The 14,045-nt window shown below is 67.4% G+C and carries 13 protein-coding genes and 2 tRNA genes; 5 read left to right on the forward strand and 10 right to left on the reverse strand.

The window, feature by feature from the left end; all coding sequences use genetic code 11:
- Nucleotides 1-24: 24 nt before the first annotated feature.
- The 5 genes from clpX to AC1DRO_RS10805 all read right to left on the reverse strand — a co-directional run bounded on the left by clpX (nucleotide 25) and on the right by AC1DRO_RS10805 (nucleotide 4,622).
- Nucleotides 25-1,308 (reverse strand): ATP-dependent Clp protease ATP-binding subunit ClpX, encoded by a 1,284-nt coding sequence (gene clpX / locus AC1DRO_RS10785; RefSeq protein ID WP_476856918.1) that lies wholly within the window; start codon nucleotides 1,306-1,308, stop codon nucleotides 25-27.
- A gap of 131 nt (nucleotides 1,309-1,439) precedes the next feature.
- Nucleotides 1,440-2,099, reverse strand: a complete 660-nt coding sequence (locus tag AC1DRO_RS10790) for an ATP-dependent Clp protease proteolytic subunit (protein ID WP_026266422.1) — start codon at nucleotides 2,097-2,099, stop codon at nucleotides 1,440-1,442.
- A 38-nt stretch (nucleotides 2,100-2,137) separates the two neighbouring features.
- Complete coding sequence (locus AC1DRO_RS10795) at nucleotides 2,138-2,776, reverse strand: ATP-dependent Clp protease proteolytic subunit (RefSeq protein ID WP_028277848.1); 639 nt, start codon at nucleotides 2,774-2,776, stop codon at nucleotides 2,138-2,140.
- A 308-nt stretch (nucleotides 2,777-3,084) separates the two neighbouring features.
- Nucleotides 3,085-4,479 (reverse strand): trigger factor, encoded by a 1,395-nt coding sequence (tig, locus tag AC1DRO_RS10800; protein WP_476950797.1) that lies wholly within the window; start codon nucleotides 4,477-4,479, stop codon nucleotides 3,085-3,087.
- A 68-nt stretch (nucleotides 4,480-4,547) separates the two neighbouring features.
- Nucleotides 4,548-4,622, reverse strand: a tRNA-Pro gene (locus AC1DRO_RS10805).
- Between the two features lie 132 nt (nucleotides 4,623-4,754).
- Between AC1DRO_RS10805 and AC1DRO_RS10810 the strand changes: the two genes are divergently transcribed.
- Nucleotides 4,755-4,825 (forward strand) — tRNA-Gly (locus tag AC1DRO_RS10810).
- 117 nt (nucleotides 4,826-4,942) lie between these two features.
- Here AC1DRO_RS10810 and AC1DRO_RS10815 read toward each other — a convergent pair.
- The 3 genes from AC1DRO_RS10815 to AC1DRO_RS10825 all read right to left on the reverse strand — a co-directional run bounded on the left by AC1DRO_RS10815 (nucleotide 4,943) and on the right by AC1DRO_RS10825 (nucleotide 7,581).
- On the reverse strand, nucleotides 4,943-5,860 hold the full coding sequence (locus AC1DRO_RS10815) for an Fpg/Nei family DNA glycosylase (RefSeq protein ID WP_476945267.1): 918 nt from the start codon (nucleotides 5,858-5,860) through the stop codon (nucleotides 4,943-4,945).
- The gene (locus AC1DRO_RS10820; protein ID WP_028277845.1) at nucleotides 5,860-6,351 is read right to left on the reverse strand and encodes a ribose-5-phosphate isomerase; all 492 of its coding nucleotides are present in this window, start codon (nucleotides 6,349-6,351) and stop codon (nucleotides 5,860-5,862) included. Before AC1DRO_RS10820 ends, AC1DRO_RS10815 begins: the two co-directional genes overlap by 1 nt.
- Nucleotides 6,352-6,579: 228 nt before the next feature.
- Nucleotides 6,580-7,581 (reverse strand): hypothetical protein, encoded by a 1,002-nt coding sequence (locus AC1DRO_RS10825; RefSeq protein ID WP_476950798.1) that lies wholly within the window; start codon nucleotides 7,579-7,581, stop codon nucleotides 6,580-6,582.
- A gap of 339 nt (nucleotides 7,582-7,920) precedes the next feature.
- Here AC1DRO_RS10825 and pepN point away from each other — a divergent pair, with 339 nt between their 5' ends.
- Nucleotides 7,921-10,476, forward strand: coding sequence for an aminopeptidase N (gene pepN / locus AC1DRO_RS10830; protein ID WP_476950799.1), 2,556 nt, complete (start codon nucleotides 7,921-7,923; stop codon nucleotides 10,474-10,476).
- Between the two features lie 87 nt (nucleotides 10,477-10,563).
- Nucleotides 10,564-11,049, forward strand: a complete 486-nt coding sequence (locus AC1DRO_RS10835) for an OsmC family protein (protein ID WP_243177217.1) — start codon at nucleotides 10,564-10,566, stop codon at nucleotides 11,047-11,049.
- 7 nt (nucleotides 11,050-11,056) lie between these two features.
- On the opposite strand, the gene AC1DRO_RS10840 is transcribed toward AC1DRO_RS10835, so the two are convergent.
- Nucleotides 11,057-12,082 carry an NAD-dependent epimerase/dehydratase family protein gene (locus tag AC1DRO_RS10840; RefSeq protein WP_476950800.1) on the reverse strand — a complete coding sequence of 342 codons (1,026 nt, stop codon included), beginning with the start codon at nucleotides 12,080-12,082 and terminating at the stop codon, nucleotides 11,057-11,059.
- A 137-nt stretch (nucleotides 12,083-12,219) separates the two neighbouring features.
- On the opposite strand from AC1DRO_RS10840, the gene AC1DRO_RS10845 reads away from it, so the two are divergent.
- Nucleotides 12,220-12,879 carry a mechanosensitive ion channel family protein gene (locus AC1DRO_RS10845; protein WP_476950801.1) on the forward strand — a complete coding sequence of 220 codons (660 nt, stop codon included), beginning with the start codon at nucleotides 12,220-12,222 and terminating at the stop codon, nucleotides 12,877-12,879.
- Nucleotides 12,880-12,883: 4 nt separating this feature from the next.
- Nucleotides 12,884-13,342, forward strand: coding sequence for a globin (locus AC1DRO_RS10850; protein ID WP_476950802.1), 459 nt, complete (start codon nucleotides 12,884-12,886; stop codon nucleotides 13,340-13,342).
- Nucleotides 13,343-13,370: 28 nt separating this feature from the next.
- Here AC1DRO_RS10850 and AC1DRO_RS10855 read toward each other — a convergent pair whose 3' ends face one another.
- Nucleotides 13,371-14,030, reverse strand: coding sequence for a DUF8185 domain-containing protein (locus tag AC1DRO_RS10855; protein ID WP_459385058.1), 660 nt, complete (start codon nucleotides 14,028-14,030; stop codon nucleotides 13,371-13,373).
- Between the last annotated feature and the right edge of the window lie 15 nt (nucleotides 14,031-14,045).

Genomic DNA, 14,045 nt, shown 5'->3' on the forward strand with positions numbered 1-14,045 from the left:
CCTTGGCCGCGATAATATTCCGGATCAGGCGGACTTGCGCCGTTTGACCTCGTCGTGGGCGATCATCGTGGGCGTTGCCTTCTTGGTCACGACCTCTTCGGTGATCACGACGCTGGCGACGTCGTCGCGGCTGGGGAGGTCGAACATGACCGGAAGCAGGACTTCCTCCATGATGGCGCGCAGCCCCCGGGCCCCGGTGCCGCGCTCCAGCGCCTGGTCGGCAATGGTGTTGAGGGCCTCGTCCTCGAAGATGAGCTCGACGCCGTCGAGCTGGAACATCTTCTGGTACTGCTTGACAAGGGCATTCTTCGGCGTCGAGAGAATCTGGATGAGCGCGGCGCGGTCCAGGTTGGAGACGGTGGTGATGACGGGCAACCGGCCGATGAACTCAGGGATCAGCCCGAACTTGAGCAGGTCTTCCGGCATGACCTCGCCGTAGGAATCCGTGGTGTTCTTGACCTCGTTGAGCGGGGCGCCGAAGCCGATGCCCTTGCGCCCGGACCGCGAACCGATGATGTCCTCGAGCCCCGCGAAGGCGCCGGCCACGATGAAGAGCACGTTCGTGGTGTCAATCTGGATGAATTCCTGGTGCGGGTGCTTGCGTCCGCCCTGCGGCGGGACCGAGGCCACCGTGCCTTCGAGGATTTTCAGGAGCGCCTGCTGCACGCCCTCCCCCGAGACGTCCCGGGTGATGGACGGATTTTCGCTCTTGCGTGAGATCTTGTCGATCTCATCGATGTAGATGATGCCCTGCTCGGCCTTTTTGACGTCATAGTCGGCGGCCTGGATAAGTTTGAGGAGGATGTTCTCAACGTCCTCACCGACGTAGCCGGCCTCGGTCAGGGCCGTGGCGTCGGCGACGGCAAACGGAACGTTGAGGCGGCGGGCGAGGGTTTGGGCCAGATAGGTCTTGCCGCAGCCGGTGGGTCCGATCAGCAGGATGTTGGACTTGGCGATCTCGACGTCGTCGTGGTGCACGCCGTCGGCGAGGCTGCCGCTCTTCGGCGCGTGGCCGGCCTGGATCCGCTTGTAGTGGTTGTACACCGCGACGGCGAGCGAACGCTTGGCGGGTTCCTGGCCAATCACGTATTCCTGCAGAAAATCAAAGATTTCGCGGGGCTTGGGCAACTCGAAACTGCCCAGGTCAGCTACTTCCGCGAGTTCCTCTTCGATGATCTCGTTGCAGAGTTCGATGCACTCGTCGCAGATGTAGACGCCGGGCCCGGCAATGAGCTTGCGGACCTGCTTCTGGCTCTTTCCGCAGAAAGAACACTTCAGCAGATCTGTGCTCTCGCCAATCCGAGCCATGTGTGAACCCCTTTAGTAGCTTGCTGCTGGCTGTGACATGTTCCACTCTAGGTCACTTTGGGCCCGTTGGGTGGAAAGCGGACGCCGGTGCGGCCAAGTAAAAATGCCGCACCGGCGCCGCGGATTGCTGATTAGCGCGCGATTGCCTGGGGCTTGATCTTGCGGGAATCGAGGACCTGGTCAATGAGGCCGTACTGCATGGCCTCGGCGGCCGTGAGGATCTTGTCCCGCTCGATGTCGTTGTTGACCTGCTCAGGCGTTCGGCCGGAGTGCTTGGCCAGCGTGTCCTCGAGCCAGGAGCGCATGCGCATGACCTCGGCGGCCTGGATCTCGAGGTCCGAGGCCTGCCCGCCCTGTCCGCCGGACAGCGAGGGCTGGTGGATCAGTACGCGGGCGTTCGGCAGCGCGAGGCGCTTGCCCGGCGTGCCGGCCGCGAGCAGCACGGCGGCGGCGCTGGCCGCCTGGCCGAGGCAGACGGTCTGGATCTCGGGCCGGATGTACGTCATGGTGTCGTAGATCGCGGTCATGGCGGTGAAGGAACCGCCAGGCGAGTTGATGTAGAGCGTGATGTCGCGGTCCGGGTCGGTGGACTCGAGCACCAGCAGCTGGGCCATGACGTCATCGGCCGAGGCGTCGTCGACCTGGACGCCGAGGAAGATGATGCGGTCCTCGAACAGCTTGGTGTACGGGTCCTGGCGCTTGAAGCCGTAGGGGGTGCGCTCTTCGAACTGGGGCAGCACGTAGCGGCTGCTCGGCAGGTTGCCGGCAGTCGAACCGAAGTTGTAGTTCATGTTCATTGCTCCTGAATTCATTGCTGTCTACCTGCCGGTCAGTTCTCGGTGGCTGTCGCAGCGCCGCCGCTGTTTCCGGAGCCGTTGGCGTTGGTTCCGCCGCCGCCTGCCACGGAGCCGGCGTGTGCGGCGATCTTGTCGAAGAAGCCGTATTCGAGGGCTTCCGGGGCCGTGAACCACTTGTCGCGGTCGTTGTCCTTGAGGATGGTGTCCACACTCTGGCCGGTCTGGTCGGCGGTCAGCTCGGCCATGACCTTCTTCATGTGCAGGATCAGCTCGGCCTGGATCTTGATGTCAGACGCCGTGCCGCCGATGCCGCCGGAGGGCTGGTGCATGAGGATGCGGGCGTTGGGGGTGGCGTAGCGCTTGCCCTTGGTGCCGGAGGAGAGCAGGAACTGGCCCATGGACGCGGCGAGGCCGGTGGCAACCGTAACAACATCGTTCGGGATGAACTGCATGGTGTCGTAGATGGCCATGCCGGCGGTGACGGAGCCGCCGGGTGAGTTGATGTAAAGGTAAATGTCCCTTTCAGGATTCTCCGCCGAGAGCAGCAGCAGCTGGGAGCAGATCGCGTTGGCGTTATCGTCGCGGACCTCGGAGCCGAGCCAGATGATGCGCTCTTTCAGCAGGCGGTTGTAAATGTAGTTATCCTGGGCTGCCGGATCGACCGTGGCCATCCGGGGTGCCCCTGCTTGCTGTGACATATGTACTTACCTCTCGCTGGCGACGGTGACGCCACTGGACGACATCACTGAACTTTCCTACAGCGACACTAACCGTTTTCACGCCCGCTTTGTTCGCTGGTGCCGGGCTGTTCGCTGACGGCGCACGATTGCCGGGACCCCGCGCGCCGGGTCCCGGATGCGGGCCCTTCCCGGCTCCCGGACAGAGCGTGCCGGCCGGGCATGGCTGCAGGCGGGGGCTTAAAACAGTCGGCCCCCGGATCGGTGATCCGGGGGCCGACTGTTCTACGTCTCAGTGACTGCTAGAACTTCACTGCTGCGGGGTCATCGCTCGGCGTGGCCTCGGTGCTGGCTTCTGCCGAAGCTGCTTCGTCCTCAACGGTCTCGGCGGCCGGGGCGGCTTCGTCGCCGGGGCGGACGAAGTCGCTCAGGTCAACCTTGTTGCCCTCGGAGTCGGTGACCTCGGCCTGGCCCAGCACGACGGCCAGTGCCTTGCGGCGGCGGACCTCGGAAACCATCATGGGCACCTGGCCGCTCTGATCGATGATCTGGGCGAACTGGTTCGGGTCCATGCCGTACTGGCTGGCGGTGGTGACGATGTAGTCGATCAGCTCGTTCTGGCTGACGTTGACTTCTTCCTTCTCCGCGATGGCGTCGAGGATGATCTCGTTCTGGAAGGCGCGCTCGGTGTTGGCCTTGACCTCGGCGCGGTGCTCCTCGGTGTCGTGCTCGCCTTCACCGTGGGCGTTTTCGGCGTTGAAGTGCTGCTCGAGCTGCTCTTCGACGATCGACGCCGGGACGGGCACCTCGACGAGCTCAACGAGCTTGTCCAGGACCTTGTCGCGGGCCTCGACGCCCTGGTCAACAACCTTGGACTCAGCAGCCTGCTTGGCCAGGTCCTCACGGAGTTCGGCCAGGGTGTCGAATTCGCTGGCGAGCTGGGCGAAGTCGTCGTCGGCGACGGGGAGCTCGCGCTCCTTGACGGCCTTGACGGTGACCTTGACCTGAGCGGACTCGCCGGCGTGCTCGCCGCCGACCAGCGTGGTGTCAAAGATGGCGTCTTCGTCGGCGCTGAGGCCGGTGACGGCCTCGTCGAGGCCTTCGAGCATGGTGCCGGCGCCAACCTGGTAGGACAGGCCGGAAGCGGAGTCAACATCGGCGCCGTCGATCGAGGCTGCGATGTCGATCGTCAGGAAGTCGCCATCGGCGGCCGGGCGGTCCACGGACTTCAGCGTGCCGAAGCGGCCGCGGAGCTCGTCCAGGGCCTTGTCGACGTCGGCGTCGGAGGACTCGGCGGCGGCGACCTCAACCTTGATGCCTGCGTAGTCGGGCAGTTCGATCTCGGGGCGGATGTCAACCTCGGCGTGGAACTTGAGCTCGCCGTCGGTGGCGGACGGGTCCGGAACCTCGGTGATCTCGACCTCGGGACGGCTCAGGGGGCGGATGCCGGTTTCCTGCACGGCGGCCTGGTACCAGCCGTTGAGGCCTTCGTTGATGGCCGTCTCCAGGACGTAGCCGCGGCCAACGCGCTGGTCAATGAGCTTGGAGGGGACCTTGCCCTTGCGGAAACCGGGGACCTGGATCTGCGAAGCAACAGTCTTGTATGCCTCTGCGATGCTGGGCTTCAATTCCTCAAAGGGGACCTCAACATTGAGCTTGACCCGCGTGGGGGTGAGGTTCTCGACAGCGCTCTTCACAGTCTAAGTACTCCTGGTGTGGGGGGTATGGGGTTCTGCATTGCCACGTGCTGGCAGTGCTTGCAGAGTCGGGGTGACAGGATTTGAACCTGCGACTTCCTGCTCCCAAAGCAGGCGCTCTAGCCAAGCTGAGCTACACCCCGTAAGTGCACAGAACAGTCTACGGTCATACTGTGCCGATTTGCACATTTGACACCGGGGCCTTGAATTGGGTTTAGTTGTATCCGGCTTGAACAGCCGCCCGGAAGTTTTACTGGAGTTCCAGTGAGATCCCCGGGGACGTAGCTTAATGGTAAAGCCTCAGTCTTCCAAACTGATTACGCGGGTTCGATTCCCGTCGTCCCCTCAGAAATATGACGAAAAAAGCCCCTCTCCGGAGGGGCTTTTTTCGTTCCCTCCAGGCCCCGGTGGCCGGAGCGCCGGAGCTTGGAAGGGTTGGCTTTGGAAGGGCAGGCGTACCGGCTCAGGCCTGCTGGCAGGCCGGGCACCAATAGAGCTTCCTGGCGCCGAGCTCGGTCAGCGCCACCGGCGTTCCGCAGTCCCTGCAGCCGAGTCCGTGGCGCCGGTAGACGAAGTGGGCCTCCTCCGGGGCCGGCAGGACGCCGCGGGATACGCCGGCTCCGGCCCCGTTCCAGTACTGCGGCGGCGTCGTGATGATCCGGCCGTCCCGGACGCCGTCGGTCATCATGTCTGCGGTGTCGTCCCAGAGCCGGCGGGCCGCGTCCGGTGTCAGTTCGGCGCCGGGCAGCCAGGGGTTGAGCCGTTGCCTGAACAGGAGTTCGGCCCGGTAGACGTTCCCGACGCCGGCAATCACCTTTTGGTCCATCAGCAGGGCCGCCAGCGGTGTACGTTTGGCCGCCACGGTGGCGCTGAAGGCGTCCCGGTCGCCGGGAAGGTTCCGCAACGGGTCCGGGCCGAGCCGCGCCAGTACGGCCGCCGCTTCCGCGTCCGTGATCGCCTCGCACGTGGTCGCGCCGCGGAGATCGGCCCAGCCGTGCGCGCCGGCGAGCCGGACGCGGACGGCACCGACCGGCGCGGGCGGGCCCTCATATGAGGCCGGCCCGGCCGCCTCAGCGTCGTCGTAGACTTCCCGCTCCCCCACCTTCCGGGGCGCACCGATGCTGGAGGCGCCGCGGAAGGTGGCGTCGCCGCCGAAATCCCAGGCGCCATAGAGGCCCAGGTGGACGTGCAGGAGAAGCCCGTGCCCGAACTCCAGGAAGAGGTGCTTCCCGTGCGCCACGGAACTGACGAGGGTGTGGCCGTCCAGCAGCGCAGCGCCCTGGGCAAACCGGCCCTGCGGACTGGAGACCGCGAGCCGCTCCCCCGCGAAGACGTCCCCGAACTGGCGGGCCAGCCGGTGGACGGAATGCCCCTCCGGCACTAGTCGATGACCTCGCCGGTGCGCTCGTACGTGGCGATCTTGCCGATCCGGCGGACGTGGCGCTCATCGTTGCTGAAAGGTTCGGCCAGGAACGCCTCGATGATTTCCGTGGCCTCGTCGACGCTGTGCTGGCGGCCGCCGACGGCGACGACGTTGGCGTCGTTGTGCTCACGTGCCAGCTGGGCGGTGGACAGGTTCCAGGCCAGCGCGGCCCGGACGCCCTTGACCTTGTTGGCGGCGATCTGCTCGCCATTGCCCGAGCCGCCGAGGACGATGCCGAGGGCGCGGGTTCCGGCTTCCTGGTCCGCGACGACGGCGAGGGCGGCGTTGATGCAGAACGACGGGTAGTCATCCAGGGCGTCGTAGACCTTCGGTCCGTGGTCCACCACCTCGTAGCCCTTGGCGCTGAGGTGGCTGACCAGGTGGGCGCTGAGCTCCATTCCGGCGTGGTCGGTGGCAATGTGCACGCGGGGCAGGTCAGAAATGGTCACGGCTGTTCCGTTCGGTTGCGGCGCCGGGCGGCGGCCGGGGCGGTTGGGGTCTGGTCCAAGCGTACTAGGCCGGGCCTCCCGGGACCGTGCTGCAGCCGGCCGGCCCCCTCACTGGACGGTCGTGTTACACAGGCCCGGCACGCCGTCGTACTCCACCGTCTTGCCCCACCGTCTAGCTCCACCGGGGACCGACACTGAGGACCGACACCGCGGACCGACACCGCCGTGCTACACGGCGGGGGTCCCGCCGTTCCGCCGGGCCCTGTCCGCCACCCGGGACAGCGTTTGGGCAATATTGTCCGCCGCGGTGGCACTGCCGCCGCTCACCGCCAGCCGGCGCCCGTCTGAGCGGTCGATGACCACCGCGGGGCCGCTGCTGACCAGCATCGCGGTGGTGTTGCCATGGGTCCGGTAGCCCCACCCGCCATAGTCCGCCGCCGTGACGTCCCTGGGCGTCGCGGCGTCGATGGCCGCGGCCGGAACCTCCATGACCCGGACGAAGCCTGCCGCGAAGACGTGCAGCCCGCCGCGGTCAACCCGGATCCGGGCCACCAGGAACGCCGCGGCCACCAGGGCCGCCGCCACCAGGAGGACAGACAGCCACGGCACGGCAATGGTCAGGAGGGCGGCCGGCAAAATCGTTGCGATGCCGAGCATGACGAAGATTGAGCTGCGGGCGTGGACCCAGAGGCTCACCCGGTCCCTGGCCAAATCCGGATCCTGTTCGCGCTCAAGGGCCTGCCGGACGGCGACGTCGTCATCGACGGACCAGCGCTCGTCGGCCTTGAAGACAAAACCCATCACGATGCCCAGGCCGAGGGCCGCGCCGCTGCCGAGCGCCAGGACCGAGGCGTCCACATGGGATCCCCGCGCATCGGGCAGGCCCAGCTGGCCCACGAGCACGGCGGCAAGGACTGTGGTGACGAAGAGGCTCATGGACAGGCCGGCGCCCATCATGATGCGGCGCATCATCGCGGGGCGCGACAGCGGCACGGCCTGCAGCAGCACGGCCCAGCCGATCACCACGATCAGCGAGGCTCCGGCTCCCGCGACTGTCACGAACGGCGCGAAGTCGGCGGCACCGGCGGCGGTCCAGCGGACGGCCAGCGGCTCGGGCAGATCCGGGCGTACCAGAAGCGCACACAGCACGAATCCTGCCGCCAGCATCAGGGGGAAACCGATGGCAAAGCGCAGCGCTCTGGCATCGACGGAGTCACGGATCTTTCCCATGCTCCAACGCTACCGCGGACGCACCTTGATGGATCTGGGGACATGCGCGCAGGTCAGCAGGTGGGCGGGAAGCAATTGTGGGATCAGGCACGCAGTCCGGCGCCCGGACCTCGCCACGACCAAGAAGAGATCGCCGGGGCAACGTCAACGTGGCCACCCCAACCGCAGCCATCTGACACGAATGGCCGCTAAGGGCAGGCGGTTTCTAGGGGCCGGTTGTGACCGGGCTAACTTGCCAAGGGCCGCTAACGTGAAAGAATAATTTCACAGTAACGTCGGCGACCGCGGCCGCGGCCGGCCGGCAGTATCCATCTTCTTCTGGAGGCCCCTTTGCCCGGTATGAATCTGACCCGCGCCGAAGCCCGCGAGCGCGCCGCCCTGATCGACGTTGACTCCTACGAGGTCAGCCTGGACCTGACCCGCGGCGAGAAGGTCTTCGGCTCCACCACGGCCGTGAAGTTCCGGGCCAAGCCGGGCTCGTCGACCTTCATCGACGCCGTCACCCACGCCGTGCACAGCGTGAGCCTCAACGGCCGCGAACTGGATCCGGCCGAGGTCTCCGACGGCGTCCGGATCCAGCTCCCGGACCTCGCGGCCGAGAACGACCTGCTTGTGGTCGCCGACGCCCCGTACATGAACACCGGTGAAGGCCTGCACCGCTTCGTGGATCCGGTGGACAGCGAGGTCTACCTGTACACCCAGTTCGAGGTCCCGGATTCGCGGCGCATGTTCGCCGTCTTCGAACAGCCCGACCTGAAGGCCAGCTTCACGTTCACCGTCACCGCCCCCTCGCACTGGGATGTCGTGTCCAACTCCCCCACCCCGGTGCCGGTGGAGACCATCCCCGGCGCGGACGGGGGCGCCCGCTCTGTCTGGGAGTTCACGCCGACACCGCGGCTGTCCTCCTATGTCACCGCGCTGATCGCCGGGCCGTACCAGTCGGTGCGCAGCGAGGTCACGTCGGCGGCGGGCAAGGTCACCCCGCTGGGCATCTTCGCCCGCAAGTCGCTCATGCAGTACCTCGATGCGGACAACATCTTCGAGCTCACCCGGCAGGGCTTCGAGTTCTTCGAGGCCCAGTTCGGCTGCCCGTACCCGTTCGAGAAGTACGACCAGCTCTTCGTGCCGGAGTTCAACGCCGGCGCCATGGAGAACGCCGGGGCCGTCACCATCCTGGAAGGCTACGTCTTCCGCGGCAAGGTCACCGACGCCCAGGTGGAACGCCGCGCCATCACCGTGCTGCACGAGCTCGCGCACATGTGGTTCGGCGACCTCGTCACCATGCGCTGGTGGAACGACCTCTGGCTCAACGAGTCCTTCGCCGAATACATGTCCCACCTGGCCGCCGTCGAGAACACCGAGTTCGGCCACGCCTGGACCACGTTCGCGTCCGTGGAGAAGTCCTGGGCCTACCGGCAGGACCAGCTGCCCACCACGCACCCGATCTTCGCCGAGATCAATGACCTCCAGGACGTCGAGGTGAACTTCGACGGGATCACCTACGCCAAGGGCGCCTCGGTGCTGCGCCAGCTCGTCGCCTGGGTGGGACCGGAGCAATTCATGTCCGGGGTGCGGGAGTACTTCAGCAAGCACGCCTGGCAGAACACCGAGCTCAGCGACCTCATGGCCGAACTCGAGAAGGCCAGCGGCCGCGACCTGGAACGGTGGGGGCAGCTCTGGCTGGAGACCGCCGGCGTGAACACGCTGACACCGGAAATCTCGGCGTCCGCGGACGGCACCATCGAGTCCTTCGCCATCGTGCAGTCGGCGATCGAGAGCGAACCGACCCTGCGCCCGCACCGCCTCGCCGTCGGCTTCTACAACCTCAACGGCGCCGGCAAGCTGGAGCGGGTGCACCGTGAGGAGCTCGACGTCGACGGCGAGCGCACCGAAGTTCCGGCCCTGGCCGGCGTGGCCCAGCCGGACCTGATCCTGCTCAACGACGACGACCTCGCCTATGCCAAGGTCCGCCTGGATCCGAAGTCCCTCGCCACCGCAACGGCGCACCTGAAGGACTTCAGCCAGAGCCTCCCCCGCACGCTCGTGTGGGGCTCGGCCTGGGATGCGGCGCGCGACGGCGAGTCCCCGGCCCGCGGGTACGTGGAGCTGATCCTCGCCAACATTGCCGAGGAATCCGATTCCTCCGTGATCCTGGTCCAGCTCCGGCAGCTGGCCACCACCCTGACCTTCTACGTGGCCGAGGAGCACCAGGAGGCCACCGCCGTGGCCGCGGCCGACAAGCTCTGGGAGCTCGCCTCGGCGGTGCCGGCTGGCTCGGACGCCCAGCTGCAGTTCGTGAAGTCCTACGCCCTGCTGGCCCGCAGCGCCGGGCAGCTGGACACGGTCTCCGGGCTGCTGGACGGCTCACTCACCCTCGATGGGCTGAGCGTGGACCAGGACCTGCGGTGGGAGCTGCTGGCTTCCCTCGTGGCAGGCGGCCGCGCCGGGCAGGAGCGGATCGACGATGAACTGGAGCACGACAACACCTCCAACGGCCAGAACGCGGCGGCCCTGGCCAAGGCCGCCATCCCCACTCCGGAGGCCAAGGCCGCGGCCTGGGAATCGATTGTGGTCAAGGGCGACCTGTCCAACGCCCTGCAGGGCTCCGCGGTGACGGGCTTTACCCGGGTCCTGGACACGTCCCTGCTCGAGCCGTACGCCGAGAAGTACTTCGAGGCCGTCCCGGGCATCATGGCAAGCCGCACCCACGCGCTGGCCTCGCAGATCGTCGTCGGGCTCTACCCGGCCCAGCTGACCACGCAGGCCACGGTGGACCGCACGGATGAGTTCCTGGCCTCGCTGCCGGAGGGCAGTGCGGCGCTGCGCCGGATGATGCTGGAGAACCGCGACGGCGTTGCCCGCGCCCTGCGCGCCCGCCAGGCCGACGTCGGCTAACGACCTAGGCACCGGACCCCCGGCAAGCCTGGAACCCCGGCACCGCCCCTGTGCGGCGCCGGGGTTCTGTCGTTCTAGGCTGGAGTCATGAGCCTTGACGAACATCACTATGCGCTGACCGTCCGCTGGACCGGGAACCGCGGGGCCGGGACGTCCTCGTACCGCGGTTACTCACGGGACCACGACGTCGAGATCCCCGGGCTGCCGGTGCTGCGCGGCTCGGCCGATCCGACCTTCCACGGGGACCGGGAGCGCTACAACCCCGAACAGCTGCTGCTGGCCGCGCTCTCGCAGTGCCACATGCTCTCCTTCCTGCACGTGGCCGTGAAGCACGGCGTTGTGGTGACGGCCTACGAGGACCGGGCCGAGGGCCTGATGCGGACCAACCGGGACGGCAGCGGGCAGTTCGAATCCGTCACGCTGAGGCCCCGGGTGACGGTGGCGGAAGCGGCGGCACCGGATGTCCTTGAGGAACTCCACGTGGAGGCCAACAAGGTCTGTTTCATCGCCCGCAGCGTGAATTTCCCGGTGTTGCACGAGCCGACGGCTGTGGTGGAGGGCCAGGCTGACTGAATAGTTTTCAGGCGGCGCCGTCAGCCGGGCAGGCCGAGGCCTCCGCCCGGTACTCGGACACCAGCCGGCGCTCCGTCTCCGGGCTCATGCCGGCCTTGCGTTCACGGCCAAGTCCGCGGCGGCGTTCATCCGCCAGGGTGTCCCGCAGCGTGTCCATCCAGGGCCGGAGCCGGAGTCCTGCTGTCCGGGCAGCGTCGTTGCTGCGGGTCGCGAAGCCCTCGTGGCCTGGCGGCAGCCACAGCGGCAGCGAGTCCGGGCCGGCCCAGTAGTTCGCACCGTGCGACGCCAGCCAGTCCTCGGGTGCGACAACCACCTCGGAGTCGGCGTCGGCGAGCTGGCGGGCTTCCTCCAGATAGGCGGCAAAGGGCACCGGCTCACCGACGGCGTTCAGCGCCCCCGTGGTTCCGTTCTCGGCGGCGGTGAGGATACAGGCCGCAAGGTCGCGGACGTCGATGATCTGGGTGGCGTCGGCGGGGATGTCCGGGACCAGGACGGGATCGTTGTCCCGGGCGAACCGGGCCGGCCAGTACCCGTAGCGGTCGGAGCCGTCCCCGGGTCCGCCGATCAGGCCGGCGCGGCAGAGGTGCGCCTTGCCCCCTGCCAGTTCCCGGGTCAGGTGCTCGATCGCGGACTTGGCCTCGCCGTAGTTATCCATGGTCAGCTCCGTGCCCGGAGCCAGCGGCGGGAGCACCAGGGCGTCTTCTGCCTCGCCGGCCACTGAGTTGTCAGCGTAGACCGAGCAGCTGGAGATGAAGGTCCAGTGCCGGGCCGAGCCGGCCAGCGTCTCGAGGGCCTCCCGTGCCTGGTCAGGGTCCCGCGAGACGTCGACGACGGCGTCCCACGCGCCGCTGCCGGCGGCCCCTTCGTACGCGGTCTTCCCCTGCGCGCGGTCCGCGCGCAGCCAGGTGGCGCCGTCGGGCGGCGCGGCGGCGGTACCGCGGGCCAGGCATGTGACGTCGTGCCCGGCGGCGAGGGCCTGCCGGGCTATTTCAGCTGACAGGAAGACGGTGCCGCCAAGGACCAGGATGCGCATGGGGCCACGCTACGGCGCTAATGTTGAAGTAGACCAGAGCGTTATGCGCCCGGCGAACGCCAGCCGCCTTTCCTGACGCCCAGCCCTGCTGCCGGCCGGCAGCAGGGCTGCAGTAAACTAGGAGTTTTCCCTCACCGATGATCAGCCTGACCACCATCGAACCAATCACCGCACCGGACATCTCGGCTGTCAACCTGCCAGGTGGCCTCATCAGCCTGGGCATCGGCGTCGCCGTGTGGCTGGTGGCATCCTTCGTGATCACCGGAATCACCAAACGGGTCGCGGCGGGCAGCACACTCTTCAAGAAGTCGCACTTCCGCTGGGTGGCTCCGGCGTTCCGCGCCCTGGACCACGAACGCCGCGTCCAGCGGGCAGAGACAATCGGCGCACTGCTCCGCAGCGTGGTCGGCGTCCTGATTGCCGTCCTCACCATCGTGTACGTGCTCAAGTACCTGAACGTGGACGTGGCTCCCATCCTGACGAGCGTCGGGATCCTCGGTGTGGCGATCGGTTTCGGTGCCCAGCAGTTGATCCGCGACTTCCTCGCCGGCATCTTCATTACCTTCGAGGACCAGTACGGCATTGGCGACATCATCGAGACTTCCGAGGTGGTGGGCACGGTCGAGGCCATGAACCTGCGGATCACCCGGGTCCGGGCCGACGACGGCACCATCTGGTACCTGCGCAACGGCGAAATCCTGCGTGTGGGCAACCGCTCCCAGGGCACGTACATTCCGCCCGAGACGTCCCCGGCGGCCGAGGCCGACAGTGCACCCCAGCAGAAGGCCGGAGAATAGTGAAATGACGATTCCCAGCGCCAGCGAACCCAGCCAGCCCAGGCAGCTGCTGCAGAACGATCCGTTCAGCCAGCCCGGCTACACGGACAACTTCTATGACGCCGTGGGCGGCCACCAGACTTTTGTGAAGCTCATCGACGTCTTCTACGACGGCGTCGCAACTGATCCGCTGTTGCGCGCCATGTACCCGGAAGAGGACCTTGGCCCGGCCAAGCGCCGCTTCCTGATGTTCCTGGAACAGTACTGGGGCGGGCCGACGACGTACGGCGAGGAGCGCGGGCATCCGCGGCTGCGGATGCGCCACATGCCGTTCCGGGTGACACCGGAGGCCAAGGAACGCTGGCTGTTCCACATGCGTGCCGCGGTGGATGCCCTGGAACTGCCGCCGCTGTATGAGGGAACGCTCTGGGACTACATGGAGCGGGCAGCCCTGTCCATGGTGAACAGCCCGTCGGAGGGCTGAGCGCGGAGGGCGCCGGCGCCGGAGCTTCCTAGAGCCCGGTGCCGGTCCGGACCAGCACGTGGCCGCGGGTGCCGCTGAGCCGGAACCAGCGCCCGGCCCGGTAGAGCCGTTGCTCGCTCTCTGCCAGGAAGCCCAGGGTGAGCGCGGCGAACGCGGCCCCGGCCGGCAGGCCGCCGGCGTCGGGCAGTTCCCGGCCCCAGACCGTTGCCCTCGCGTTGTTGACGATCAACGCACCGGGCTTGTCCGGAATGATCGCGGCGATCTCCCTGATCCCGGCCTCCGCTGCGGTCCGCAGGGCGGTGTCCTGGACGGTGCCGAGCAGTTCCCAGCCGGCCCGCGGCGCGCCGATCCCGGCCCACGACTCGCTGACGGTCACCGGCGGGACGGGAAGTTCGACGTCGTGCTCCCCCGCCCGTGCCAGGCGGTCCAGCACGGCGGACAGCGGCACTGTCACGTCAGTGTCCGCCGGCTGCGCCAGCGCCATGGTCCGCAGGCCCAGGATGGTGGGGGTGGATTCGCCCAGGAGCCGGGGCCGCAGGACGCAGACGTAGGCGGCCAGGACGGGGCCAGCGGCCTGGAGCCTGATGGCGCCGTCGTCAATGGACTTGGCGCGCGTCGCGAAGGTGCGCAGGTCGTCGAGGTCGCGGGGATCGGTGAACTGCAGGGGCTGGGTTAGGACATCAGACACACTACTGACTCTACC

The sequence above is a fragment of the Arthrobacter sp. P4_F11 genome (genome assembly GCF_056401395.1).

Bases quoted from the DNA above. Each gene is read 5' to 3' on its own strand.
- AC1DRO_RS10850 (WP_476950802.1), top strand. From the start codon at position 12,884: ATGACGATTCCCAGCGCCAGCGAACCCAGCCAGCCCAGGCAGCTGCTG.
- AC1DRO_RS10840 (WP_476950800.1), bottom strand. From the start codon at position 12,082: ATGCGCATCCTGGTCCTTGGCGGCACCGTCTTCCTGTCAGCTGAAATA.
- AC1DRO_RS10825 (WP_476950798.1), bottom strand. From the start codon at position 7,581: ATGGGAAAGATCCGTGACTCCGTCGATGCCAGAGCGCTGCGCTTTGCC.
- AC1DRO_RS10790 (WP_026266422.1), bottom strand. From the start codon at position 2,099: ATGAACTACAACTTCGGTTCGACTGCCGGCAACCTGCCGAGCAGCCGC.
- pepN (WP_476950799.1), top strand. From the start codon at position 7,921: ATGAATCTGACCCGCGCCGAAGCCCGCGAGCGCGCCGCCCTGATCGAC.
- AC1DRO_RS10845 (WP_476950801.1), top strand. From the start codon at position 12,220: ATGATCAGCCTGACCACCATCGAACCAATCACCGCACCGGACATCTCG.
- AC1DRO_RS10835 (WP_243177217.1), top strand. From the start codon at position 10,564: ATGAGCCTTGACGAACATCACTATGCGCTGACCGTCCGCTGGACCGGG.
- clpX (WP_476856918.1), bottom strand. From the start codon at position 1,308: ATGGCTCGGATTGGCGAGAGCACAGATCTGCTGAAGTGTTCTTTCTGC.
- AC1DRO_RS10795 (WP_028277848.1), bottom strand. From the start codon at position 2,776: ATGGCCACGGTCGATCCGGCAGCCCAGGATAACTACATTTACAACCGC.